Annotated in this window: 23 protein-coding genes; 15 read left to right on the forward strand and 8 right to left on the reverse strand. The window is 72.5% G+C overall.

Translation table 11 applies throughout. The features are described 5' to 3' along the window. Positions 1-210: 210 nt before the first annotated feature. Positions 211-1,923 carry a hypothetical protein gene (locus tag ACF1BN_RS32075; RefSeq protein WP_392335090.1) on the reverse strand — a complete coding sequence of 571 codons (1,713 nt, stop codon included), beginning with the start codon at positions 1,921-1,923 and terminating at the stop codon, positions 211-213. 496 nt (positions 1,924-2,419) lie between these two features. Between ACF1BN_RS32075 and ACF1BN_RS32080 the strand changes: the two genes are divergently transcribed. From ACF1BN_RS32080 to ACF1BN_RS32090, 3 genes are all read left to right on the forward strand, one after another. Further along, positions 2,420-3,109 (forward strand): TetR/AcrR family transcriptional regulator, encoded by a 690-nt coding sequence (locus tag ACF1BN_RS32080; protein WP_392335091.1) that lies wholly within the window; start codon positions 2,420-2,422, stop codon positions 3,107-3,109. Continuing rightward, positions 3,106-4,584, forward strand: a complete 1,479-nt coding sequence (locus ACF1BN_RS32085) for an MFS transporter (RefSeq protein ID WP_392335092.1) — start codon at positions 3,106-3,108, stop codon at positions 4,582-4,584. The genes ACF1BN_RS32080 and ACF1BN_RS32085 overlap by 4 nt, the downstream gene beginning before the upstream one ends. Before the next feature lie 222 nt (positions 4,585-4,806). Then, entirely contained in the window at positions 4,807-5,499 is a 693-nt protein-coding gene (locus ACF1BN_RS32090; RefSeq protein WP_392335093.1) for a hypothetical protein, read from the forward strand. A 689-nt stretch (positions 5,500-6,188) separates the two neighbouring features. Here the strand turns inward: ACF1BN_RS32090 and ACF1BN_RS32095 are convergent. Beyond that, the gene (locus ACF1BN_RS32095; RefSeq protein ID WP_392335094.1) at positions 6,189-6,818 is read right to left on the reverse strand and encodes a MarR family winged helix-turn-helix transcriptional regulator; all 630 of its coding nucleotides are present in this window, start codon (positions 6,816-6,818) and stop codon (positions 6,189-6,191) included. An 83-nt stretch (positions 6,819-6,901) separates the two neighbouring features. On the opposite strand from ACF1BN_RS32095, the gene ACF1BN_RS32100 reads away from it, so the two are divergent. Then, positions 6,902-8,023: an amidohydrolase family protein gene (locus tag ACF1BN_RS32100; RefSeq protein WP_392335095.1), complete on the forward strand. Its 1,122-nt coding sequence runs from the start codon at positions 6,902-6,904 to the stop codon at positions 8,021-8,023. A gap of 305 nt (positions 8,024-8,328) precedes the next feature. On the opposite strand, the gene ACF1BN_RS32105 is transcribed toward ACF1BN_RS32100, so the two are convergent. Then, positions 8,329-8,475 carry a hypothetical protein gene (locus tag ACF1BN_RS32105; RefSeq protein WP_392335096.1) on the reverse strand — a complete coding sequence of 49 codons (147 nt, stop codon included), beginning with the start codon at positions 8,473-8,475 and terminating at the stop codon, positions 8,329-8,331. 131 nt (positions 8,476-8,606) lie between these two features. Here ACF1BN_RS32105 and ACF1BN_RS32110 point away from each other — a divergent pair, with 131 nt between their 5' ends. Beyond that, on the forward strand, positions 8,607-10,121 hold the full coding sequence (locus ACF1BN_RS32110; RefSeq protein WP_392335097.1) for a multicopper oxidase family protein: 1,515 nt from the start codon (positions 8,607-8,609) through the stop codon (positions 10,119-10,121). Positions 10,122-10,226: 105 nt separating this feature from the next. Here ACF1BN_RS32110 and ACF1BN_RS32115 read toward each other — a convergent pair whose 3' ends face one another. Then, positions 10,227-11,300 carry an alpha/beta hydrolase family protein gene (locus tag ACF1BN_RS32115; RefSeq protein WP_392335098.1) on the reverse strand — a complete coding sequence of 358 codons (1,074 nt, stop codon included), beginning with the start codon at positions 11,298-11,300 and terminating at the stop codon, positions 10,227-10,229. An 84-nt stretch (positions 11,301-11,384) separates the two neighbouring features. Between ACF1BN_RS32115 and ACF1BN_RS32120 the strand changes: the two genes are divergently transcribed. The 5 genes from ACF1BN_RS32120 to ACF1BN_RS32140 all read left to right on the forward strand — a co-directional run bounded on the left by ACF1BN_RS32120 (position 11,385) and on the right by ACF1BN_RS32140 (position 16,625). Further along, the gene (locus tag ACF1BN_RS32120; RefSeq protein WP_392335099.1) at positions 11,385-12,347 is read left to right on the forward strand and encodes an ArsR family transcriptional regulator; all 963 of its coding nucleotides are present in this window, start codon (positions 11,385-11,387) and stop codon (positions 12,345-12,347) included. A 295-nt stretch (positions 12,348-12,642) separates the two neighbouring features. Continuing rightward, the gene (locus ACF1BN_RS32125; protein ID WP_392335100.1) at positions 12,643-13,086 is read left to right on the forward strand and encodes a hypothetical protein; all 444 of its coding nucleotides are present in this window, start codon (positions 12,643-12,645) and stop codon (positions 13,084-13,086) included. A 212-nt stretch (positions 13,087-13,298) separates the two neighbouring features. Continuing rightward, a complete protein-coding gene (locus ACF1BN_RS32130) occupies positions 13,299-14,039 on the forward strand; it encodes an alpha/beta hydrolase (RefSeq protein WP_392335101.1) in 741 nt (246 codons plus the stop codon). 346 nt (positions 14,040-14,385) lie between these two features. Beyond that, entirely contained in the window at positions 14,386-15,132 is a 747-nt protein-coding gene (locus tag ACF1BN_RS32135; RefSeq protein WP_392335102.1) for an FHA domain-containing protein, read from the forward strand. Next, positions 15,129-16,625 carry a protein kinase gene (locus ACF1BN_RS32140; RefSeq protein ID WP_392335103.1) on the forward strand — a complete coding sequence of 499 codons (1,497 nt, stop codon included), beginning with the start codon at positions 15,129-15,131 and terminating at the stop codon, positions 16,623-16,625. Before ACF1BN_RS32135 ends, ACF1BN_RS32140 begins: the two co-directional genes overlap by 4 nt. A 160-nt stretch (positions 16,626-16,785) precedes the next feature. Here the strand turns inward: ACF1BN_RS32140 and ACF1BN_RS32145 are convergent, their stop codons facing one another. Then, positions 16,786-17,382, reverse strand: a complete 597-nt coding sequence (locus ACF1BN_RS32145) for an RDD family protein (RefSeq protein WP_392335104.1) — start codon at positions 17,380-17,382, stop codon at positions 16,786-16,788. A 189-nt stretch (positions 17,383-17,571) separates the two neighbouring features. On the opposite strand from ACF1BN_RS32145, the gene ACF1BN_RS32150 reads away from it, so the two are divergent. Beyond that, the gene (locus tag ACF1BN_RS32150) at positions 17,572-17,895 is read left to right on the forward strand and encodes a hypothetical protein (protein WP_392335105.1); all 324 of its coding nucleotides are present in this window, start codon (positions 17,572-17,574) and stop codon (positions 17,893-17,895) included. Between the two features lie 66 nt (positions 17,896-17,961). Here ACF1BN_RS32150 and ACF1BN_RS32155 read toward each other — a convergent pair whose 3' ends face one another. After that, positions 17,962-18,285: a hypothetical protein gene (locus ACF1BN_RS32155; RefSeq protein ID WP_392335106.1), complete on the reverse strand. Its 324-nt coding sequence runs from the start codon at positions 18,283-18,285 to the stop codon at positions 17,962-17,964. A 547-nt stretch (positions 18,286-18,832) separates the two neighbouring features. Here ACF1BN_RS32155 and ACF1BN_RS32160 point away from each other — a divergent pair. Together ACF1BN_RS32160 and ACF1BN_RS32165 are read left to right on the forward strand one after the other, a co-directional pair. Next, positions 18,833-19,672, forward strand: a complete 840-nt coding sequence (locus tag ACF1BN_RS32160) for a hypothetical protein (RefSeq protein ID WP_392335107.1) — start codon at positions 18,833-18,835, stop codon at positions 19,670-19,672. Next, positions 19,665-21,014 carry a phosphatidylserine/phosphatidylglycerophosphate/cardiolipin synthase family protein gene (locus tag ACF1BN_RS32165; RefSeq protein ID WP_392335108.1) on the forward strand — a complete coding sequence of 450 codons (1,350 nt, stop codon included), beginning with the start codon at positions 19,665-19,667 and terminating at the stop codon, positions 21,012-21,014. The genes ACF1BN_RS32160 and ACF1BN_RS32165 overlap by 8 nt, the downstream gene beginning before the upstream one ends. Before the next feature lie 156 nt (positions 21,015-21,170). On the opposite strand, the gene ACF1BN_RS32170 is transcribed toward ACF1BN_RS32165, so the two are convergent. Beyond that, complete coding sequence (locus tag ACF1BN_RS32170) at positions 21,171-22,109, reverse strand: MerR family transcriptional regulator (protein WP_392335109.1); 939 nt, start codon at positions 22,107-22,109, stop codon at positions 21,171-21,173. 132 nt (positions 22,110-22,241) lie between these two features. Next, positions 22,242-22,535 (reverse strand): hypothetical protein, encoded by a 294-nt coding sequence (locus tag ACF1BN_RS32175; RefSeq protein ID WP_392335110.1) that lies wholly within the window; start codon positions 22,533-22,535, stop codon positions 22,242-22,244. Between the two features lie 370 nt (positions 22,536-22,905). Between ACF1BN_RS32175 and ACF1BN_RS32180 the strand changes: the two genes are divergently transcribed. Then, on the forward strand, positions 22,906-24,309 hold the full coding sequence (locus tag ACF1BN_RS32180) for an MFS transporter (RefSeq protein ID WP_392335111.1): 1,404 nt from the start codon (positions 22,906-22,908) through the stop codon (positions 24,307-24,309). Positions 24,310-24,420: 111 nt separating this feature from the next. Further along, a complete protein-coding gene (locus tag ACF1BN_RS32185) occupies positions 24,421-24,951 on the forward strand; it encodes a hypothetical protein (protein WP_392335112.1) in 531 nt (176 codons plus the stop codon). The last annotated feature ends 5 nt before the right edge of the window (positions 24,952-24,956 follow it).

The raw sequence follows: 24,956 nt of genomic DNA on the forward strand, positions 1-24,956 counted from the left end.
GGTGGCGCGGACGGTGGTAAGGGCGCGCCGCCCTGGGGTGGTACGCCCTGTGGTGGTCCTCCCGGGGGTGTCCCTCCCGGGGGCGGACCACCCTGCCCGTGAGCACCCGGTGGCTGACTCATGCGTCCTCCGTCCGCCGTCCTTCGTTCTTGCGGGGTCATGTGCTGCGTCAGGTGCCGCGCCGTGTGAAGCGGTACGCGACAGGCGGTGTCAGCAGACGTCGACCAGCGCGCCGGGTGCGGCGATCCACGACACCCGCCGCTCGGCGAGGTGCACCAGGACGCCGCTCTCTCCGTCCTGGGACTCCGTCAGCACCAGTTCACCGTGAGCGGACTTGCCGGCCGGGCTGCCGGGGGCCAGGGCTCTGACCTGTTCCCAGGTGGTGCCCAGGGCGATCCCCTGGACGGTCCGAAGCCGTGCCGGGTCCTGCTCGGTCGCCCCGGCGGCCTCCTGCCGGACGTCGAAGGAGCGTGCCGCCCCCGGCTCCCGGCCCGGTACGGTCAAGGTGATCCCGTCCCAGCGCAGTTCGGTCCGGTCCGGTACGCAGATCCCGTCGCCCGCCCGGAACAGGGGCGCGGCGGGGGCACCGTACAGCGCGGTCAGCGCGGCGATCGCCCCGGTCGGGCTCGCGTCGTACCGGAAGGTCTTCTTGACCGTGCGTTCGTCCGCCATCAACTCCAGTGCCTGTGGCCTCAGGCGCAGCGACTCCGCGGGAGCGCGCCCGGTCGGCGCGGGTGCTCGGTCGGGGTCGAGTACGGCGATGTCGCGCACCGGTGCGTCCAGGGTCGCGAGCTTGGTCCAGCCCAGGAGGTCGGTCCCGGCCCAGACGCCGCGCCCGGCGTCGCTGACCGGCGGGGTCGAGGCGCCCGCCGCGGCGTTGGCCGGTCCGGACGACGGGCCGTCGACGGCGAGCCAGGTGTCGCCGCCCCAGGTGAGTCCGGTCGGCACCGCCTCGCGCACCTCACCCTCGGGCCTCTCCCAGGTCACCCCGTCCGCGCTGGTCGCGACCACGGCGCTGGGCTTGGCCGTGCTCCCGGACCGCTGGTCACGTCCGCCGATGACCGCGAACCGGCGCCCGTCATGGGCGAGTCCGGCCGTCCGGCCGAGGCCGAGCAGCGCGTTCGGCACGCTGCCGTCCCGTCCCTGCGGCTCCTCCTCCTCCGGCATCCGTGTCCACGACACACCCCGGTCGATGCTGCTCAGCAGATGCGCCCCGCACAGACTGGCCCCCGCGCAGTCGTGGACCAGCATCAACCACCGGCCGCCGCCGTAGGCCACCGCGAGGGGCCGGTGGCCGTAGCGGCCATCGTTCGCTTCGTGACGGGTCACCGGCTTCCAGGTCCTGCCGTCGGTGCTCCGGTAGACGACGATCGCGCCGGCGAAGTCCTCCACGTCCCGCGCGCGGCCGACGGCGAGCCAGGTGCCGTCCGGGCTGTGGGCCACGTCGACCAGCGGGTCGGGGACCGTCACAGGATCGTGCCACCGACGCCCGTTCGCGCTGCGGAGCACGGTGCCGCGCCCGCTCGGGTCGACGCCCACGGCCACCGCGAGCCCCGCGGAGGCTGCCACTCCGAAGTAGGCGGAGTCGCCGGACGCCGTCTGTCGCAGGTCGCGTCCGTCGGTTCCCGCCCGGACGCCGCCGGAGCGTGGGGCCTGCGAACGGTCGGCCTCACCGGTGCCGGTGACCACCAGCACCACCCGACCGGTGGCCTTCGTGTCCGGCCCGCCGTCGGCTCCTCCCGGCCCGCCGCCCGACCCGTCCCCGCTCGACCCCGTACAGGCGGGGACCAGGGCGACCGCCAGCAGCGCCCCTAACCACCTGCCCGCCGCGGATCCGCCCCCGACGGACCCGTCGGATCGCCACCAGCGCGTGACCACCGTCCACCCCCAGCCGACCAGGCCGCTCCCCGTCGGCGTCCCCACGCCGGCGGCCCTCCCGGACGACCATCCCACCCAGGGCCGCCCCACAAGGGCGGGAAATACCCTCCGTCGCCAAACTGAAACTTTTCGTGATCGGCACCTTCGCCGCCGGCCGATACCGAGCGCTCGGCGATCCGGCCGAGCCCTTCGGAAAGGCAGCGCCCGACACGGAGCGCACAGCTGTCGGCAGTCGCTCCGTGACGATGTCCGCGCCTGCCGGCGCCGACCGTGAGTTGCGAGTGACAGTGCTCAGCAGCGCGCGGCGGGACCAGGGCCAGTACACCGGCAGGCCCGCCGGCTGACCTGACGCGCCGCCGGAGGCTCGGCCGTTGACGCGCACGAACGCAGGTCGTGAGGGACGGTAGCGGCTTCTCCCTGGGCGCGATGTTGCCGCCGCCCTGAAGGTCGTCTTGTCGCCTCAGTCTGCGCGGCGGCGCGCGCGCCGTTCCCGACGCCACCGCCCGTAGACACTGTCTACCCAGACTGGTAGACAGTGTCTATGGAGAACGAGAAACCACTGCGGGAGCGGCTGGTCGACATCGGCGTCGATCTCGTGACGACCGAGGGCTCCGCATCGGTCGGGTTGCGCGAGATCGCCCGCCGGGCCGGTGTCTCGCACGGGGCGCCGCGTCGGTACTTCCCCACGCATCACGCCTTGTTGTCGGCGATCGCCCAGCGGGGCTTCGAGGACCTGGGGGCCCGGTTCATGGCCGCGATCGCCGACGGGGCGCCGCCGCGGGCACAGTTGCGGGCCGTCGCGCGGGTCTACGTGGGGTACGCGCTGGAGCATCGCGGCATGTTCGAGCTGATGTTCCGCCACGATCTGCTCGACAGCGAGGAGAACGGCGACGGTGAGCGACAGCTGCGCAAGGCGACCCTCCCTCTTTTCGAGCGGGTCGTCACGCTCGTGGCGCAGTGCCAGGCGGAGACGGACACCGCGCACAGGCCCGGGACGACGCAGGGAGCCGTACCGACGCATGGTGTCGTACCGACGCACGGAGCCGTACCGACGCCGACCGTGACGGCTGCCGCCCTGTGGTCGAACCTGCACGGCATCGCGCAACTGTGGGCGTGGGGGAGTCTCCAGCTCGCCATCGGGGCCTCGCTGCCCGATGGAACCCCTGACCACGACCTGCTCGAACCACTCCTCACGGCCGTACTGAACGCGCACCTGGACACGGCCGCATGACCGCGCGTTCACGGTCTTGGCGCGCCCTGCTGGTCAGTGTGGCCGGCGCGATGCTCGTCGCGCTCGACGGCACGATCCTCCTCGTGGCGCAGCCGAGCCTGCAGCGCGACTTCGGCGCGGGCGTGGAGCAGACCCAGTGGACGAGTACCGGCTACCTGCTCGCGGTGGCTTCCCTTCTCGTGATCGCGGGCCGGCTCGGGGACAGGTACGGGCATGCGCGGCTGCTGTTCATCGGCGTGCTCGGATTCGGTGCCGCGTCGGCCGGCATCGCGCTCGCGCCGTCCCTCCCATGGGTGATCGCCCTGCGCGTCATCCAGGGCGTGTTCGGTGCACTGCTCCAGCCGGCGACCCTCGCGCTGCTGAGACTGACGTACCCGCCGTCCCGCATCGGGAGGCCGATCGCCATCCGTACCAGCGCCATCGCGCTGGCCGCGGGCGCGGGCCCGGTGCTCGGCGGCGTCCTCGTCGCGTACGGGGGCTGGCGGGCGGTGTTCTGGATCAACGCTCCCGTCGCCGTCGTGATCGCGGCGCTCGTCCTCACCGTCCGGCCGCCGAGTCCGGAGCGGATCGCCTCGCGACGCCTCGACCTCACCGGTGCGACCCTGCTCGCGGCCGCGTTGGCACTCCTCGTCCACACGCTGGCCGGTGTACCGCAGCGCGGATGGACCGGGGCGCCGACCGTGCTCGGACTGGTCGGCGCCGCGGCCCTCGCGGCCGTGCTCACGTGGCACGAGCGCCGCACCGCGCATCCGACCGTGCCGCACGAGGTGGCGCGGTCGGTGCCGGTGACCGCATCGATGGTGACCCTTCTGGTCATCTCCGCCGGCCTGTTCGGCACCCTCTTCACCGCGACGTTCCACCTCCAGGACGTACTCCGCCTCGACGCGCTCGCATGCGGCCTGCGCGTCCTTCCGCTGACCGTGCTCATGGTCCTCGGCGCGCCCGTGGCCGCCACCGCACTGCGCAGGTACGGTGCGCGCGCCGGCGCGACGGTCGGCACGGCTCTCGTCGTCGCCGGCATCGTCGGGCTGTCCGGACTCGGCCCGTCGAGCACCTGGACGTACACGGGAGCCGCCTTCGCCGTGCTCGGCGCGGGATTCGCCGCCGTGATGGTCACCGCCACCGGAACCGTCGTCGGCGACGCACCACCCGGGTACGCGGGGGTCGTGGGCGGGCTCAAGCAGACCGCCATGAACATCGGTCCGACCCTCGGCATCGCCGTGGCCGCCGGCGCCGGGGCCTCCGCCGGCTCCACCCTCACGACAGCGACGTCCTCTCCGTCGATGAGCCCCGCCTTGCTGGTCCTCGCCGGATTCTCCGCCCTTGGACTGATACCGGCGCTGCTCCTGCCGTCACGCCCGTCCAGCAGTTCACCAGACGAAGGCGTTGACGATTCAGGCACGGGTGACGCGGACGGCAGGTCAGGATCGTGTTCGGAGCTCGCAAGGCAAGGGGGTGGGGTTCACAGGGGATGAGGAGGCTCCGCTGCTCCCTCGGGGGAGGGCCCCGGCTTCCGCCGGTAGAGGCGAAGTCGGGCTGATCCGCGCCGAACTTGCGCGAGAAGCTGGTGTGTTGGCCGCCGGTGCTGGTCTTCTGATTCCTGCGGTCCGTTGCAGGTTCCTGGAGGAGTTCGGCGTCGTCCACCGAGGCTGAGGCGTCGCCCGTCCCACCGGCGTTTCCCACGAACAGGAGAGCCCGTGTCCCAGCACCCTGCCCCGGCCGATCAGGCGCCCTGGACGCAGTTCGACGAATATCTGTGGCACACCTGCGAGATCGTCGCCGATGTGGTTCAGGGGCAGCTCGACCGGCGCCCTCTCGTCGCGACGGTAGCGCCCCTGCCCCCGGGCGACAGGGCGCTGGTCACCGGCCCGGCCCAGTCGTTCAAGTGGATGGCTCTCGGTGACGGCAGCTACCACCACACCCAGATCGCGGCTGCGGGGTCGTCGGCGTTCGTGATCGGCAGCCTCCTCGGCAACGCGGCCGGCAACTCCTCCCGGCGCGCTGCCGCGGCTCGTGACGCTCAGCCGCGTTGGGTCGCGGGGGACCCCGGCGAGGTGACGGTCAGCCGGATGGGGGCGTTCATCATCCACCCCGTCAAACCGGCCGACTCCGTCCTGTTGTACTGGTCCGGCCTGCGCTCGATCGATCTGGTCGCACCCGACGTCTTCCACACCCACCTCGTCACGACGGACGGGGCGCAGGTGGCGATGCGCATCGCCACCCCGTGGGCTTCCCTGATGTTCGCCCTTGCCGCGCTCACGCGGTTTCCCACGCATCCCCGTCTCCTGGAACGCGGCTGGCTCCCTCCGGGGTTCGAGCAGCGCAGTGCGGCGCTCGGCAGGCCATGCCGTCCGGCAACGGACCTCGTCCTCGGCGGAGGGGGAACGTGAGCCTCTTCTCGACGGCTGTGGCGTGCCGGTGATGACCGCGGCTTCGCCGGCGAGGAGTTGGCGGCCCGCCCCCTCGACGCGGGCGGGTCGCGGGTGGGGGAGCCGTGCCGCCCGCCGGGTGTGTCTGCCGCCGTCGGGCGCACCCGCGCCCCTGAGCGGCGTCCAGTGTTCCGGCCCACTCGCTCGGCGCTCCTGCTCGCCGGGCCGCGAGCCACGACGGGCGCCCGCCGGCCCTCCCCGAAGCAGGTCGAGCCCCGCGTGCCGGGGACCCTTTCGGGCGGACCGCGGACCCGAATCGAAGTCGGGCACGGTCGCGGAAGTGGCCCCTCCGGCCCGGCGGGTCGCCGACAGCGCGAGGTTGACCCGGAGGCATACGACTCGCGGAACAGGGTCGCCGAAGGGCGCGGGCTCTCGGCCGGTCGCGGTCCGCTGCCTCAGTTGCCCCCCTGATCCTTGCGCGTGCGGTGTCCGCAGCCCCCGAGGCCTGACACCCGAGGGGGCCGGTGAGGCGGGGCCGGGTCTCTCGGCCTCCCGTACCCCCCGCACCTTCGAAGGCCCCGCACCTTCGAAGGCCCCGCACCTTCGAAGGCCCGTGCGTCCGGAGACGCGAGCGGGACGCGACCCCGGCGGCGAGGCGAGGACGGCTTCCGCGAGGAGTGCGGCGGGGTGGCGGTGGCCCGCCGGGACGCTCAGGCCTCGCGCGAACGCAGCAGCGTGCGCAGGGCGTTGTCGAGGTGCCGTCGCTGGTCCTGGTCGAGGCCGGCGACGAGAGCGCCCAGGGACTCCACGAGACCGGTGAGCGCGGCATCGACGACGGCGAGCCCCTCATCGGTGAGGGTGACCCGGAAACTGCGCCGGTCGTCCGCGTCCAGCGCGCGCCGGACGAGACCGGCCCCTTCCAGACGGTCGAGCCGTTTCGTCATCCCGGCGCGGGACATCATCAGCTCCGCCGACAGGACCGAGGGGGTCACGCTGTAGGGCGCTCCGCGCCGGCGCAGCGTGGCCAGCACGTCGAAATCACCCTTGTTGATCCCGTGTCGCTCCACGGCCCGTTCGCCCGCAGGTCCGACGAGGGTCTCGGCGACGAGCGCGATCCGCCCCACGAAAGCCAGCGGGGTCACATCGAGGTCGGGCCGCTCCCGCTTCCAGTCGGCCGCGATCCGGTCGACCACGTCTTCGCCGTCCGGCACGTCTTCGCCGTCCGGCACGTCCTGCTCGCTCCGCAGGTCCCGCCGGTTCCGCGCGGCCTGCTCGTCCCGTGGATCGCGTGCGCCACGATCCTCGCTCTCGCGCCCCCGCGCTCCCTCGTCTCCGCTCATGCCCGGCATCCTATTCACCTGAAGATAGTTAGCTGGAGTACTATCATCTAGCGAACTACCTTCAGAACAGCCAGGAGGCCGCTGTGCCCACCCCTGCCCGCACACACATCCGCGGTGTCCGCGTCTTCGACGGTGCTCGCGTCCTCGAACGCGCCGACGTGCTCCTCGACGGCGACAGGATCACCGCCCCCGCCCGCGCACGATCCGCCGATGTGGAGATCGACGGATCCGGACGGACCTTGCTGCCCGGACTGATCGACGCCCACACCCACACCTTCGACGGCAGCCTCGCCGCGGCGCTGCGCCACGGTGTGACGACGGAACTGGACATGTTCTGCCTGCCCGCCAACCTCCGGCGCCAGCGGGCCCTGGCTGCCACGCGCGACGACGTCGCCGATCTGCGCAGCTCCGGCGTCCTCGCCACCGCCCCCGGTGGGCACCCTTCCCCGCTCATGTCCTTGATGGCCGACGGGTTCGGGGATGCCGTCGGGCCGTTCGACACTGTCTCCCGACCCGAGGAAGCCCCCGCCTTCGTCGCCGCCCGCGTCCGAGAAGGCAGCGACTATCTCAAGATCGTCATCGACGACGGTTCGACGGCCGGCGGCGCCCTGCCCGTCCTGGGGGCCGACACCGCGACGGCACTCGTGGCGGCGGCCCGCGACGCGGGACTGCTGACCATCGCCCACGCCGCCACGGCCGGCGAGGCCGCCACGGCCCTGGCCGCCGGAGTCGACGGCCTCGCGCACGCCTGGTGGGCAGACGGCGCCGGCGCGCCTCCCACCGAGGAACTGGCCGCGCAGGCCGCCGACCGAGGCGTCTTCGTGGTCAGCACCCTCTCGTACGCCGAAGCCTCCGGCGCCGGGCGTCCTGATCGTGGCGAGTACGCCGCCGAGGTCGTCGCGGCCCTCGCAGCGGCCGGCGCGCCCCTGCTCGCCGGTACCGACGCGACGCCGTTCGCCCCGCTCCACGGCGAGGCCATGCATCGCGAACTCGAACTCCTGACGGCGGCCGGTCTGACTCCCGCGCAGGCCCTGCACGCGGCCACGGCCGCCCCCGCCCGGCACTTCGGGCTCCACGACCGCGGCCGGATCGCCCCGGGCCTGCGGGCGGACCTCGTCCTCGTCGAGGGCGACCCCACCCGCGACATCACGGCCGTCCGGGACATCGCCGACGTCTGGCGGCGCGGGGTACGCCAGTCCCGCTGACCCCATCCGCCGCCACGCATCACCAGGCCTTCGCAAACTGCCTGCCGTTAGCAGGTAGCCGTCAGCCGTCAGGCCACGCGCCTCCCGCTCCGCGTCTCGCCACCTCCAGAACACGAAGTGAGCCCATGTCGGAACATCCCGCTCCACCTCCACCTCCACGCCCGCCCCGCGCGCTGCGCGTCCTGCGGGCCACAGCCGCGGCGCAGGCCGTGGTTCTTCTCGCCCAGGCCGTCTCGGCGGGTCTGCTCCTGGCCTCCGTCCCCGTCGGCCGCACGGTGCACGGCGCGATGGCCGGCGCCGTCGTTTCAGCAGTGCTGCTTCATCTCGTGGCCGCCGTCGTGGCCAGGCGCCGGGGCGCCGTCGCAGCCCGCACGGTCCTCCAGGCCGCGCCGCTCCCGCTGTTCACGCTCGGGCAGGCCGCACTCGGCTTCGCGCACGTCCGCGAGCTCCATGTCCCGCTCGGGGTCCTCATGTTCGGCGTGTCCGTCATGACACTGATGCGGATACGCGCACTGCCCTCACCCTCCCCTCCGAGCCCCCGGACGCCGTCCCCGGCGCGGGCACGGAAAGAGGGGGCGACGGCATGAGCCTGCCTCGGCGCACCCTGCCCCGGCGTACGCTGCTCCGCGTTCTCGGGGGTTCCGCACTCGCGCTGCCCGCCCTCGGCGGCGCCGTCTCCTGGGCCCGCCGGCGGGTCGACACCTGGGGCCGGGTGTCCTTCGACCGGCCGCTCCGCACGCCGCCCCTCGCCCCCTCCCGTACCGACGGGCAGGGACGACGCGTCTTCGACCTCACCATCGCCGAGGGCCGCACCGAGTTCACGCCGGGCCGCCCCTCACCGACGTGGGGGATCAACGGCGCCCACCTGGGTCCCACCCTGCGCGCCGCCCGCGGCGAGACGGTACGGATCAACGCCGCCAACACCTTGGCCGAGGCCACCTCCCTCCACTGGCACGGCATGCACCTGCCGGCCTCCATGGACGGCGGTCCGCACCAGATGATCCGGCCGGGCACCACCTGGTCGCCCTCCTGGACGGTGCACCAGCAGGCGGCCACCCTCTGGTACCACCCGCACCCCCACGGCCGCACCGCCCAGCACGTGTACCGCGGCCTGGCAGGCCTGTTCCTCGTCGACGACGACGCGGCCCCGCCGGAACTGCCCCACAGGTACGGGATCGACGACATCCCCCTGATCGTGCAGGACCTCCGTCTCACGGACGGACTGCTCGACCCCGACGAGCCGATGGCCGGGACCACCGGATTCCTCGGCGACCGGATCCTCGTCAACGGCACGCTCGGCCCCTACCTCGACGTGACGTCCCGGCGCACCCGCCTTCGCCTGCTCAACGGCTCCACCGCACGCGTCTTCCGCTTCCACTTCGCCGACCACCGCGGCTTCGACCTGGTCGCCACCGACGGCGGACTGCTCCCCGCGCCCCACCGCACCGACCGTGTCCAGCTCGCACCGGGGGAACGCGCCGAGATCGTCGTCGCTCTCGTACCGGGCGAACGTGTCGTCCTGCGCAGCTCCGACCCCGACACCGGTGCGGGATTCGTCCAGCGCGACGGAGGCGCGGACCGCTTCGACGTGCTCCAACTGCGGGCGGCCACCACCCTGACCCCCTCCGCGCGCCTTCCCGCGCGGCTCGCGGATGTACCCCGCATCCCGGCCCGAGCTGCCGTCGACCGGAGGACGTTCGAACTGGCCGAGCACACCATCAACGGACGGAGGATGGCGCCGGACCGCATCGACCTCACCGTCCTGAGGGGCACCACCGAGATCTGGGAGATCCGGAGCGGAGACGGAACCCTCCACAGCTTCCATGTGCATGATGTGCAGTTCCAGGTGCTCACCGTCGACGGCAGGACGCCACCGCCGCACCTGTCCGGATGGAAGGACACCGTCCTCCTGCCCCCGGGCACCACGATGCGGCTCATCATGCGCTTCGCCGACTACGCGGATCCGAAGGTCCCGTACATGTACCACTGCCACATGCTCTACCACGAAGACCAGGGAATGATGGGCCAGTTCATGGTCCTGGACCCGGGTCAGACCCCCACCGCACCCATCGCCCCGCACCCGGGCAGCCACCACTGACCACGCCCCGATCCCACCCCGGGGGCTCCCGCGGAGCGCAACCGCTCCGCGGGAGCCCCCGGCGTCCGGTGGGACCTGTCCGGACACGGACACCGCCTCGTCCCGCTACGACAGATGGCGGGCGAAGAAGGACCCCACCCGGCGTCGTACGGCCGCGAGTGCCGCCTCAGGCTCGCCGGGGCCGACGAGCGCGGTCCGCGCCGTCGCTGTCACGAGACCGGAGGCCTGGAGCGGAGGCAGGAGAGAGCCGTAGTCGGTGAACGCCCAGTGGCTCGCGTCGGGGAGCATCGCGCGGCGGCCGGGAAGGCCCGCCCAGGACGAGTCGACGCGGTCCGCGCCGTCGAAACCGTCCGTGCGGAACAGGAGCAGTGGCCGGCCGAGGCGGGCCGCTGACGAGTCCAGGTCGAGGTAGCCCTCCAGGTTCGCCACCGCGCCGACCCGGCGGTCGGCCGAGGCCGCGTGCACGGCCGCCGTGCCGCCCGCCGAGTGCCCGTACAGCCCGATCCGGCGGGAGTCCATGACCCGGGCGAGCGGCAGGCTGCCGAGCCGGTCGAGGACATGCCGGAGGTCCGCGATCCGGGTGTCCACCATCGCGCGGAAGGTCGCCGGGTCCGGCGGCCCGGACAGGACGGTCGTCCGCAGCCCGGTCGGCAGCTCGACCTGGGAGGCGTCACCGGGGTGGTCGACCAGGACGACCACGCGGCCGTGGCTCGCCAGGTCCTCGGCGAGGGTGGTGCCGAGCGTGCGGGAGTCACCGCCGCCCGGTGAGTACATCAGGACGGGCCTGCGCCCGGGCAGCGGCGGCGCACCCGCGTGGCCATGGGTGAGGACCGCGCCCCAGTCCACCGATCCAGGCCGTGGGAGCCCCGGGTGGCGGGCCGGTGCGTACGCGGAGAAGACGGCGGCCTCGGCGGGCGTGAGCTGGTGAGCTCGGGCGAAGCCGCCCACCGAGCGGGCCGGGTACAGGACGGTCAGCATCAGCTCCCGGACACCGCCCACCCACGGATCGGTCCGGGACGGGTCCGTCAGATGCACCGTCCGGATGCCCACGGGGTACGGGCCTGTGGGCGCCGGCAGCCGGGGGAGCGCACCGCCATCGGATGCGGACGCGGCCGTGGGCAGCAGGGCGGCGGCACTCCCGTACAGGGTGCCCTTCAGAAGAACGCGTCGTGAAGTCATACGATCATCCTTGGCGCGGGGCCGTCGGGACGCGAAGGTTCAGGCCCTGGCCGAAAGGCTCGCCCGGTACGAGGAGTTGTGAGAGTGCTGCGGGTCCACTTCACCGCGGAGGACTTCGCCCGTGTACGGTTCGCACCCCGCCCGGCTCCGCTCCAGGAACTGCACGCGGCTCTGACGACAGCCGTGACCCGGCGCGGCGGGCCGCTGTTCGCACCGTGGCGCGGCCGCGTCCTGCGTTCCCTGCCAGCCGCCACCGGCCCGCTCGCGGACCTGGTCCCCGCGGGCCGCCCGCCCGCCTTCCTCGACGTCATCGGCGACACCCTGGCCGACGGCCACGAACAGATCCGAGCCACCGACCCCCGTCTCGTACGGACCGAACTGGAGCGGGTCTACGGGGCGGTGGCCGCCCCTCCCTGGATCCGAGGCCTCCACGCCGGCGACCAAACGGCCTGGCGCACTGTGCTCCGCGCCCAGCGGGCCGCGTTCGAGACGGTCCTCGCCCCGGTCTGGTCCGTCGTACAGGATCTGCACCGCGAGGAGTTCAGCCGCTACGCCCTGACCGTCGCCGAGCACGGCGTGGCCGCCACCCTGACGGGCCTGGCCCCCGGCAGCCGGCTCCACGGAGGGGTGTGGGAATGGCCCGCCGCGCCGGACCGCGACGTCCGCCTCGACGGGCGCGGCCTCGTCCTGCTGCCCACCTTCCACCACCCGGCGGGCCCCCTCCTCCAGGACGCCCCGGGCCGTCCGGCGGTCCTGACGTACCCGGCCGGCCCCGGGCAGCCGCCCACCGCGGTGGGCACGAACGTCTCCGCCGAGGCCCTGGCCGCTCTCCTGGGCCGCACCCGGCTCGACGCCCTGCGCCTCCTCGCCGACCCTCACACCACGACCTCCCTGGCCCGTGCCCTCCACGTCAGCAACGCGACGGCGTCGTCCCACGCGGCCGCGCTGCGAGCGGCGGGCATGGCGACGACGGCCCGCGCGGGCCGCTCGGTCACCCACCGGCGCACGGCCCTCGGCACGCTGGTCGCGGGCGCCCGGCCGCCGTAGCGCACCGCGAGACGGTCCCTGTCGGCCCTCACACGCCCGCTTCCGGGACGGCACGGCGGCCCTCGCGCACGGGGGCGCCCGTGACGACCGCGCAGCCAGACCCCGCCTCCGTGCCCCTGCCCCGGGACCAGCCGCCACGATCCCAGCCGCGTGTGTTCGACGCTTCATGTGCCGGGGTATGCCGTGCCTTGCCGACCGCACGTCAGGGCTCGGACCCGATCTTGCTGAGGGGGAAAGCGTGCGCACTCGCGTGTCCGGACTGGGCCTCGGCCCGATCCGAGGAGACCACGGCCTCATGACTCCGTTCGCGGGCACCCTGTTGCACATCCTCCGGGGCTTCATGCTGATCGCCTGGGTCCTCATGGCCGGTCGCACCGTGTGCACCCCCGATCAGGTCGAGGGCAACCTCGCCTGGACGACGGCGGTGGTGATCGTGGTCTACACCGTGACGTTCGGATGGCGCCTGCTGAGTGCCCGGCTCGGTATCAACCGGTGCTATCTCCTGGCGGGCGGCGTGGCCGTGACCAACCGCTTCGGCCGGGTGACCGACTCCGTGGCATGGAGCGACGTGACCGGCATCCAGCAGACCACGGTCGTGGAGCTCTACATGGGAGCCCATCGCATGGAGATCCGCCGCAACCAGAGCACGAAACCCCTCACGCTCCTCGCGTCGGGGGTGCGTTCACGACTGGTGAAAGCGCTGCTCGCCGAGGGCCGCCGCGCAGGAGCCTTGCAGTGAGGAGGGGGTGGCGTCACCGGACGGAGGCTCCCGCACAATTCGTTGGCGGACGAGAGTGACCACTGCTACGTTTCCGGAGGCCGTGCGAACGATCGAGGAGGTGGTACCCGTGAACGTAATTTCTCCATGGGTGCTCCCCTCCGGGGTCACGGTCGGGCGATAGACAGATCGTCCGGGAGCGCCGTTGCAGAGCACTCCCGAAAGGCACGACCATGCATTTCACCTCGGAGCAACACCTTGACAGCGGTGTCCGCGAACGCGGATTCACCCTCGGTGAGATCCCCGGCATCCTCTGGACACCCGTCTCAGCGTCGGCGACCGCGCCGGTGCCCCTAATCCTGCTCGGGCACCCTCCCCTCGGGCTGCGCGCCATGTACCCCCGACTGCTGGACCGGGCCCGGCATTCCGCGGCAGCGGGCTTCGCCACGGCCACCGTCGAGCTCCCCGGAAGCGGCGACCGACCCCGCCTGCCCGCCGCCGAGCAGGCCCGCGCCGACCTGCGCCGGGCGATGGAAGCCGATGAGCCGGTGAGCGACGAGATCGTCGACGCCCTCATCCTTCCGCTGGTCGACCAGGCGGTTCCGGAATGGCAGGCCGCCCTGGACGCCCTCCTGTCGCAGCCCGGGCTCGGCGGCCCGGTCGGGTACTCGGGGGGAGTGATCTCCATCGGCATCCGGTTGGCGGTGGTCGAGCCTCGCATCATCGCCGCCGGACTCTTCGCCGGGAGCTTCGTGCCTCGCGCCATGTTCGAGGAGGCCCGGCAGGTCACCATCCCGCTCCACGTCCTGCTGCAGTGGGACGACGAGAGGAACGACCGACAGGCGGCCCTGGACCTGTTCGACGCCTTCGGCTCCCAGGAGAAGACGCTGCACGCCAACATGGGCGGGCACACCGGCGTCCCCCGGTTCGCGGGAGACGCTGCGGCGGACTTCTTCATCCGGCATCTGAGGTAGGGCCGGGCCGTCGACATCTGAGGTCGGGCCGGGCCGTCGGGCCGGCTTCCGGCGGGTCACACCGACGCGAGGGCCGCCGGCCGTGAGAGCTCCGGAAACGCCTGTCGGGCGGTTCCGGAGCTCTGCCCGTTCTCACGCGGAACCCACCGGGCCCCGCACCGACCTCCCGACCTCCCGACCGACCGACCGATCTCCCGACCGGCCGACCGGAGCGCGGCCACCGAGGATCCGACAGGCCCTTCCGAGCCACGCCGCAGGCACAACGGTTCGAACCTGCTCGGCGATGTCACTACTCTTCGACTGATCGATCGGCCGAGCGTCGCATCAGGGCAGGGGGGAACGGCTCGTGTACAGCATCGTCGTCGTACCACCATCAGGCACGGCACAGGACGAACAGTTCCGGCTCTCGCCCGGCGACCGGCTGCGGTTCGGGCGAGCGGGCCACACCGAGGGCCACGACCTCGCCCTCGCCCACGAAGGCGTCCCCAGGATCGCCGGCGAGATCACCGCCTTCCCCGCCTACTGGCTGCTGAGCAACCTCAGCGAGAACCAGACCTACGTGGTGGAGAACCCGGAGGGCGCGGGCGAGCACGTCAAGGTCGCGCCCGGCCGCGCCGAGGCGCCGATCCCCTTCGAGTTCTCCCGCGTCGTGCTGCCCGCGGCCGGCGACCTGCTCGCCTTCGACGTGTGGGCACCCCGCCACACCTTCCGCAACGCCGACCGCGACGGACTGTCCGGCGCCGCCACGGCGCCCGCCTTCGCCCTCGACCGCACCAAGCGCTACTTCGCGGTGCTGGTAGCCCTCTGCGAACCCCGCCTGCGCGGCGAACCGCACGCCGCGCTGCCCGCGGCCGAGCAGCTCATGGAGCGGTTGGGCCCCACCTGGCCGGGCGTCACCCGCTCGGCCGTCTACTGGAACATCGACTACCTCGCCGTCAAGCTGCGACTGCGCCCCGGCCCGCACGAGGCGGAACCCGGGCACAGGACCCACGGCAAGAAGGAGACGCTGGTGTCACTGGCGCTCAGGTTCGACCTCGTGCGCGAGGACGACCTCGTGGTCCTCGGCCCGGCCTCCGCCCGGTCCACCCGATGACAGGCCGCCCCTCCGCCGACCCGGTCGCCGTCGACAAGGGCTACCGCATCGGCCCGTGGGAAGTCCGCGCGCGACTGGCGTCCGGGGCCTTCGCCACGGTCTACGCGGCCCGCAGAACCTCCGAGGACGCACCCCGTACGAAGGGAAGGTCCGACGAGCCGCGCCACGTGGCGCTGAAGATCCTGCCCACCGGCACCCGCACGCCGCGCCAGCTGCGCCACCTGCGTGAGCTGGCCGAGCGCGAGGTCGACGTGCTCAACCGACTCCGCACGCCCCGCCTGATCCGCATGGTCGACACGCTGACCGTCGACGACCCGGAGCGTCCCGAGCTGGACGGAGCGACCGTCCTCGTCCTCGAACGGGCCGAGACATCCCTGCGTGAACTCCTGGACACCACCTCCGTCCCGGAGGCCGGGCCGGCCCTTCTCGCCCAGATCTGCGAAGGGCTGCACCAGCTCCATCACGCCGGCTGGGTGCACGGCGATCTGAAGCCGGCCAACGTGCTGCTGATGGCCGACGGATCCGTCAGGCTCGCCGACTTCAACATGGCCGCCGAGATGGAGGGGACACACGCCTACGCCCCCGCCTTCGCCACACCCGACTACACACCGCCCGAACTCCTCTGGCCCGAACTCACCGAGCGGGGGACCCTGATCCGGCCGACCGCGGACATCTGGGCCTTCGGCGTCCTGGCCCACCAGGTGCTCACCGGCCTCCACCCGCTCCCCGGCACCACCCCCCAGGCACGCGGTGAGGCCGCGGAACGGTACGCCCGGGGCACCGAGGACCTGAGGCTGGCCCCCGAACTGCCCGAGCGCTGGCGGGAGATCATCACCAGGTGTCTGGCCCGCACCCACAAGGAGCGGGGGACCGCGAAGGCGCTGCTCCGCGAGGTGGAGGCCGTCGCGGGGACCAGCCGGTCCGCCCGCCTGCCACGGCTGCGCCCCAGCTTCCCGCGACGGCATCCCGTCACCGCGACCCTGCTCGCGATCACCCTCATCCTCACCGCGGTCACGGCCTTCACCGCCCACCGCCACGTCACGCGCCACGACGGCACGCCCGTCTACGCGGCCCTGCCCCGCGACGAGGCCTTCCCCACCGGGCCCGACGGAGAAGTCGTCTACGGCTACCACCGCTGCCCCGAGGACTCCCTCTGCTTCTTCAGCGGACACAACGGCACCGGCGACCTGTGCGTATGGCAGGGCGACGACAACGACTGGGCGTCCGGCGAGGAGGTCTGCGCCTGGGCGGACACCAACCCGGTGCGTTCGATCTTCAACAACGTGGACGGGGAGCGCCCCGCGGTGGCGTACTTCCGCGGCACCGACCACACCCCCGCCGACGCGGACCGTCGCCGCTTGGCGCAACGTACCGGCTGCAGCCCCGAGAACAGCATGGGCAACCTCGCGGGGACCTACGCGCCCCGGTCGCACAAGATGATCACGAGCTGTTCCGCCTTCACCGCGCTCACGGACGTCTTCGTCCCCTGGTGATCGACGGCGGGACCCGGGGCCCCGGCGGCCGTACCGGCACCCGGGGCGCCGGCGGCCGTACCGGCACCCGGGGCGCCGGCGGCCGTACCGGCACCCGGGGCCCCGGCGGCCGTACCGGACCGGCGGTGCTCCGACCCTCCCGCCCGGCCGCGTCCTCCGGCTACCGGGTCGCGTACACCCGCGTGAACGAGACCCAGTCGTGCAGGGTGCGGTGGGCCGGCAGCAGGACGAGGAACAGGCCGCCGAACACCACCCACTGGGCCACCGAGACGGCCGTCGGATAGTCGGTGCGGCCCGCGAGCGTGTACATCCAGGCGACCACCATGACCATCAGGGGCACTCCGTTGATCACTCCTGACCGGATCAGCCCGCACACGACACCAGGCCGACCACCGTCGAAGCGCTCGACCCGCAGCCCGAGGACCGCCTTGCCGAGGGTCCGGCCGAACAGGGCGTGCGCGAACCAGTCGTAGAGGAGCCAGAGAGCGAAGGCGCACATCATCAGCCCGACGACGAACATGCCGATCGTCTCGCCGATCACCGACACCGAATCCCCCAGACTCTCCCTCGCCACGCGGCCGTCCCAGCCGGAAGCGCGGATCTCCCCGAGCTCGTGCATCGCCAGTCGGCGGACGCGGCGGGCCAGCAGCGTCTCCAGGAACGGAAGGGCCACCCACGCCGCCACCACCGCCGGCAGGGCGACGACGAATCCGTCCACCACCCGCGCACCGAAGCGTCTCATCACGTACGCCGCCATACCGTCCCCCTCAGTTCGGCCGAGAGACATGCTGTCCGATCAGGCGGACGGCGAGGCGACGAGAGCGGACGGTTTCATCCTGCGCCGTGGACACCCTGTGGACGCGACGCGTAGACCGAGTCCGCAGGTCCGAAAGCACGTTCCGAGAGAGCCCCGTTGGATCGTGCCCGATGGGGTACACGGGACGACATGGCACCGATGAGCGAACACCTCACGACCTTGCGGGCCGAACGCCAGCTGCGGCGGGTCCGAACCGTCTACGCCGCGGGTGCCGTGCTGTGGGCGTCCACAGCGGCCTGGTCGGCGTGGGCTCGTCCGGGGAGTCGGCAGATGTGGGTCTGCCTCCTCCTCCTGGGCGTCTTCGCCGGCCTCCTCACCACCACCTCGTTCTGGCTCTCCCGTCTGCGGGCCGAACCAGTGCGGGAGCCGACCCGCCACGCCGCACCGGGTCGGGGACCGACCCGACACGCGGCACCACAGCGGGCCATCGGCCCGCGTCAGGCGAGCGCCTGAACCGTCGTACCGCCTCGGTCGGAGCGGCGGAGCGGCGGAGAGGGGCGAGAGCCGGGAGCCGAGCGGTCAGGTTCCGAGGAGGCCGATGATCTCGCTCACGCGGCGGCCCGGGAAGGGCGTCCACCGCGGTGTCGGCGCCAGCCGGGCCACCACCCCGTCCAGCCACTCCGGGTCACCGAGGCGGTGCAGGAGGTTCGCCTCGGACGTCTGCGCGAACAGATCGCACGCCAGAGCCATGTGCATGCTGGTGTAAGTGCGTTCGTGGTGGGTGTAGTTCACGGACCAGGGCTCGTACCTGCCGACGACGCCCGACACGGAACAGCCGTCGAGGCCGCCGTCCATGTAACCGCCGCCGAGCTGGGTGAGGACCCCGCCGGCCCGCGTGGCCATCCACGGCCGCAGGGTCGCCCGCAACTCCAGGTGTCGGAGCCTGTCCCACCCGATGACCGCCCGGGGCCGCGGTACTCCCCGCACATGGTGCTCGACGCCGTCGGCGGTGAGCACCACACACGAGCCGTCCCCCCGTTGAGGGTCCCCGACCACCCACCGGTCACCGACCCGTTCCAGCGGCCCCAAGTACGTCATGCTCTCCCCGTCGGTCAGGTGCGGCGCACGTCAGGCGGTGGCGGTGGCGGTCTCCAGGGTCACGATGGCCATGACCGGGAGGTCGGTGTCGGGCTGGACCACGCCGGCCGTCAGGGTCCGGTCACCGAGGGCCCACTTCCTCACCGCGATGAACTCGTCTCCATCCTCCCCCGTCCGCTCGGCCTCCACGAGGTACGAGCGGGCGCCCCGTGCCCGGGCACGGGGCCACGACGAGGCGGGGGAGGGGCCGCCCTGGCCTCGCTGTCAGTGGCCTGCGCCATGATGCGGGGAGGTACGGCGGGTCCGGCAGGGGCCTTTGAGGCCGGGCCCGGGTGAAGCGAAGGGGTGTTCTGTGCGCAGGTCGGCCGACGACGAGGAACGGGCCGCCGAAGAGCGGCGACTGCACTACGAGACGTGGGAGTGGGGAGGAAGACCTCCGAGCGCGACACTCCGCGCCGTCCAGGGGAGCAATGTCCTCGGCCTGCTCGCCTACGACGCCGATCTTGTGCACGCCCTGGACGCTCTGGACCCCGGTGTCCAGCGTTCCGTGGCGCTGCTGGCCGCGCGCCGGGCCTGCGAGACGGCCGGTCTCACCGCCGTGCCCTGGGTCGCCGGAGCGCTCACCGCGCTGACGCGGGGGCGTCCGCTGCCGCCGCCCTTCGATGACTGGGACCGGATGTGGGAGACCCTGCGCGCCACCGAACTCCCGCCGGGGCCACCGGTGCGCGGGGCGACGCCGCCCGAACGAACGCCGTACTTCCCTCCGGCACCCACGGGGTGGGCCTGGATCCCGATCGGAGGACCGGACGACGACGGGGCGAGGCACTACAGACTCGGCCGACTGCCGGAAGGGGACCGACCAGCAGTTTCCGACGACAAGTTGTCGGCCGCGTCCCCTGCGGACGGGAACGTCACGGCAGCCGTCACCCCTGCGGAACTGACGCACTTCGCTCCCCGACGGCACGACTTCGGACCGATCTCGCAGCCGCACTTCGCCCTTCCCGCCGTCCTCGCCGTCGCCGAGACCTCCCCGCTCCACGCGGCCCTGGACGCGGTGTCACACGCGATCGCGACGTACGGGGAGCACTACCCGGTCCTGCTGGAGGAGATCCGCGCGGTCTGCGCCCAACGGTCGTTGCCCGCCGAACCGTCGGACCATCACGCAGACTCCCCTCCGCGCCGGCATGAGTGAGAATGCGCCGGTGAAGATCATCAAGAGCAAGCTCGGAACGGCCCTGTCCGCGCTGTCGGTCGGGGCCGCCCTGACCATCGCCCCCTCCGCCGCGGCCTCGGCGACGGTGGAACCGACCGTGACCACCGGCGCGTTGTTCAACAACCCCAGCGGAGTAGCCGCGGGCACCGCCGAGAGCGCGCCCGACGACCCCGTCCGCCTCGCCGAGACGCGTATCAAACGCCACCTGCTGGACCTCATCGGCGGGGCGGCGGAGGGCTCGTACATACGGATCTCCGTCTACCTCCACTGGGACGCGGAGGTGACCAAGGCCCTGGTCGCGGCCCACGAGAGAGGCGTCAACGTCCAGGTGATCGTCGGCGACGATCGCTACTCGGCGGTCGCCAACCTCAAGACCGGCCTCGCGAAGACCGCAGCCCCGCACTCCTGGATCCGCGCCTGCAGGACCGTCACGCAGCCCGACGCGACCGTCGTCCACGACGCCTGCCTCGCCAAGGACGCAGCCTTCCCCCGTGACAACGTCAACCACCAGAAGTTCTTCCTCTTCTCCCGTACCAAGGGGGCGGGAGACGTGTACGTCGACGACGTCGTGGTGCAGTCGTCCGGCAACCTCACCAGCACCGACTACACGAAGTGGTGGAACGACGCGCTGACCGTCGTCGGCAACACCGCGCTGCACCAGGCGTACCGGACGTACTTCGACACCCAGGCGGCGGCGGCCGCGGGCGGGCCGCAGACCAGCAACGTCACCGACGCCTCGGCGGGCGCCGCGAAGGTGTACTTCTTCCCGAAGTCGGGCGACGACACGGTCGTCAACATCCTCAGGACGGTGATCCCGGCCGGCACGGCGACCCCGTGCGGCGGCAACACCGCGGTCGGCGTCGGCACGAAGGACGGCCGGACGAAGATTCGCATCGCGCAGGGACACATCACCCGGACCGAGGTGGCCAAGCAGCTGTGGGAGCTCGCCCAGGCGGGCTGCCATGTCGAGATCGTCCACCGCTCGCTCGAGAACTGGGACAAGGAGGGCACCCCGTACTCGCAGGTGTCCCCCTGGCTGACCAGACCGACCACGGGCAAGGGCCGCATCATCCTGCACGACCTCGCGAACGACGAGCGGGACGGCACCGACACCCACACCAAGTACCTGCTGATCGAAGGCACTTACTACAACGGCCCCAACAAGCGGATCGTCTTCACCGGCAGCCACACCTACACGGAGAACGCCCTCCGCTACAACGACGAGGCGCTCCTCAAGTACGAGGACCCGGCGGTCTTCGCCGCGTACCTCCAGAACTTCGAGGACCAGCGCGCGGCCTCCCTCGCGGAGCGCGAGCTGTAGGAACTCCCGCCCACGCGGGCGATGAGCGCCCAGCCTGACCGCGCTCCCGCCCCGTCCCGCACGCCCGCGCCCGGTGCGCCGGCCGAACTCCTCGGCCGGCTGCGCGCCGACCGTCGCGCCGACGTTTCCGCCCCGTGCCGCCGGGTGGCCGCCCGGTCATCGCGGTGTCCCGGCGCGCAGAGCCTGAACGGACCAGTCGAGCACCGGAGCCAGGCTCTCCGGTGCCGGCCAGCCGTTGACCACGGCGAGCAGCTGGAGGTACCGCTCCCGACGCGGATCGTTCACGCTCTCCAGCCGAGCCGCCAGCCGGTGGCGAAGCCCGACGTCGTCGGGGAGGTCGAGGAGCTGCGCGTAGGACGCCGTGAACCGCGCGACGATCGGATCGGCCTCCGGTGACACCGGGTCGATGCCGGCGGCCAGGGCCGGGCCGGCCTGCTCTCGGACGTCCGCGGTGACATCGCGGCTCGGTACCGTCACACCGCTTCGGTTCTGCTCGGCCGCCTGGTCCTCGGCCATCCGGCGCAGGGCGGCGCGGAAACCCTGGTCCAGGGACATCTCGGCCAGTTCCACCCACGCCCGGACCTGCTCTGTCGTGGGGTTACGGGGCAACTCGGGGGTCATCGAGCGCATCGCCCCCGCGAAGGCGGGGGAGGCGTCGGGACCACCGAAGACGGCCTTGAGGAATTCGTCGGTCAATCGGCTGCGTTCGTCCTCGGAAAGCCGGGCCAGCTGGTGCATGAGTTCCGTCTCCTCAGGTGTGGACCCGCGCTCGGCCACCGCCGACAGCACCGCGCGCCGCAGACGCAGGACGCGGATCTGCACCGTCAGCGCCTCGGCGTGCGCCGCGGCGACCTCCGGGAGCGAGAGGTCACGGTCCACGACCTTGCGGATCGTGCGAAGGTCCAGTCCCAGCTCGCGCAGGGTCCGCACGAGGTCCAGGCGCGCGACGGCGTCGACGCTGTAGAGGCGGTAGCCGGCCGGGCTGCGGTCGGCCGGCGCCACGAGTCCACGATCGGAGTAGAACCGAACGGTCTTGACCGTGAGGCCGGTCCGTCGAGCCAGTTCGCCGATCGAGTAGAGCGTGTCGCCGTTCATGTCCCCACCCTCGTGTCTCCCCCTATGGGAGACGCAAGTCCCTTCCCGTATCCGCCGGCCCGCCCCGGACTGATCCCGGGGTGAACCCGACCGGCCCGGGGCGCACCCGTGCCGTCGGCACCGGGCAGAGGGTCAAGGGCGGGTGTGCCGGGGGTGGCCGTCGTCGATCATGCGGGCGTCGGCCAGCGCGAAGACGTGGAAGCCGAGGTTGTGGAACAGGTGCTTTCGGGCCCGCACGATGTCCTTGACGCCGGTGACGTCCTCGATCAGGTCGCGGGCGTAGTACAGGGCTCCGCCGACGAGTACGTACCACTCACCTTCGGGGGTGATGGTCTGGTGTGCGGGGCGGCGACGGGCGGCGGCTGCCTCGACCTCCTCGCGGGTGGCGCTTTCGACGGTGCGCGGGGCGCCGCTCTGGGTGGTCACGGATTCCTCCCTATTCGAACGCTCTGTTGAACGGAGCATCGTACCGAGGGACAGTGGGCCGCTCCCGCAGGGGCCGGAGCACCCGCCTTTACCGGTCACGACGGGCACCCGTCGCCTCCACGGGCCGTCCGCCGTCCGATGCGGCGCCCGATGCGCCCGATGCGCCGCCTGATGCGGCGGTTGTCGGCGGCCGGGTTCCGGCGCGTGCTGCTCTTGGGGTCGCTCGGGACCACTGGCTTCCCCTGGTGCCCGCTGCTACGTTGAGTGCCATGTTCCTCCTCTTGGCTTAGGCAGGCCCAGGCCCGCGACCCGCACACGGCGCTCGCGGCACTCCGGTGTCCCTCCTTTCGCCTCGACCGAGGACTTTCCCATGTCTGCGCCTGCTCAAGGGCGGCCCTCGTATGCCGCCGCACTGCGCGTTCCGTACGCCCGACGCACCTTCGGCGCCGCCCTGCTCGGGCGGCTCTCGTACGGGATGGTCGTCCTCTCGCTCATGCTGGCGGTGACCCGGGCCACCGGCTCGTACGCCGTCGCCGGTACGGTCATGGCGCTGTTCGGCGCCACCAGTGTCTTCCTGTCCCCGATACGGGCGGGCTTTGTCGACCGCCACGGCCCACGTCCCGCGCTCCTGCCGATGGCCCTGCTCTACGCGGCCCTTCTGTGCGCCCTCGCGGCGGCCTCCTGGCGGCCCGGCGCCCCTGCTGTTCTGCTGGGCGTCCTCGCCGCTGCCGCCGGTGCCGTCACCCCTCCGCTCGGCCCCGCGATGCGGGCCATATGGCGTGAACTCACCCCTGAACAGGCGCTGCTGCAGCGCGCGTACAGCCTGGACGGCGTCGCGGAGGAGGTGTTGTTCGTGTCCGGTCCGCTGGTGGTCGGCGTACTGGTACAGATCGCGCCCCCAGCGGCCGGGGTCCTGGTGAGCGCGTTGCTCGTCGGGGTGGGGACCTTCGCGTTCGTCATGTCGCCGGCCGTGCGGGACGTGCGGCCGGCCGCGGTCGCCGAGACGTCGGCACGCTCCGGAGCCCGGCTGCCGGCGGCGCGAGCGCTGCTGACGCCGGCCCTGGTGGCGGGCGGGGTCGGGCTGTCCCTGGGCGCTGTGAATCTGCTGGTCCTCGCGTTCGCGGCAGCACGGCATCACGGTGACGACGTCGTGGCCTGGGTGCTCGCGGCCCTCTCTGCGGGCAGCGCGGTCGGCGGGCTGCTGAACGGTGCCGTCAACTGGCGCAGCGGGGCCCGCGTCCGACTGCCGCTGCTGGCCGCCGGGTTCGGCCTCGCCGTCGCCGCCGCGGGGCTCGCGCCGGGCGTGTGGGTGCTGACCGGGGCCGTGGCGTGTGCGGGATTCTTCGTGGCCCCGGCGCTCACCACGGCGTACCTGCTCGCCGACGAGGTGGCACCGCCGGGGCGCCGCACCCAGGCGGGTGCCTGGGTCAACACGGCGGTGAACGCCGGCATTTCGGGCGGCACGGCGGCGGCCGGTCTGCTGGCGGCACGGCTGCCGCTCGGCGCGTGTTTCGCGCTCGCGGGCGGCGTGACGGTGCTCGCGGCCGTGGCTTGTTCCCGCAGGAACCCGAAGCCGGCCGGCCCGACCATTGGTGAAGGGTCCCTGTTCACCCAAGAGCCTGCCGACGGCGAAGATCCCTCCGCAGCCTCCGCAGCCTCCGCAGCCTCCGCAGCCTCCGCAGCCTCCGCAGCCCCGCCTGGCTCGCCCTGCGCGCAGGGCACCGGGCCGAGTTCCTCCGCTGCTGAGGCTCCCGAATCCCCGCGTCAGTCTTGAACGTCAGACCGGACCGATACACGTCAGAGGCTCAGAGGCAACGTCAGTGAGGTCCTGTACGGTCTGCGGTCTCTCCCTCGGAACCACTTTCTGACCATTGACGGAGCCCTCGTGTCTCTCATCGCCGAATACAGCGTCACCGCTCGGCCGGATCGTGGGCTCGTGGAGGTGTACGACGCGGACGCCTATGTCGGCGGCGACGAGGCGTATGCCCGGTCGAGGGTCGAGGTGGTCGCCGGGGACGGCTTCCACCTGTACCTGCAGACCCGGCATCCGGACATCGCGGTGCGGGTGACGATCAGGGTCTGGGACGCCCCCCGGCAGCCCCCGGAAGACGCCGAGGGCACGGTCCCCGTCTCGCTGGAATCGGAGACGGGCCGGCTCGTCATCGGCCAGGTCACCCTCGGGCCGGCGGGGGAGATGGTCATGCCCCGACCCGGCGTCTACGAAGGTCATGCGACCTGGAGCGGGCGAGCAGTCGTAGCGGCCTGCTGCGATGTGTGCAATCAGCGGGGTGCTGAAGGGCAAGGGGACTCGGAAGGGACCGTGGCGGAGTGGAGCCGTTGCCCCCGAGCTGAGGAATACACCCTCGACCTCCGGTTCGTACGGGAATCCGATTCTGAGGATGACGGGGAGGCGTAGTCGCT

This window comes from Streptomyces sp. NPDC014861 (assembly GCF_043081625.1).
In the GTDB taxonomy this organism is placed as follows: Bacteria; Actinomycetota; Actinomycetes; order Streptomycetales; family Streptomycetaceae; genus Streptomyces.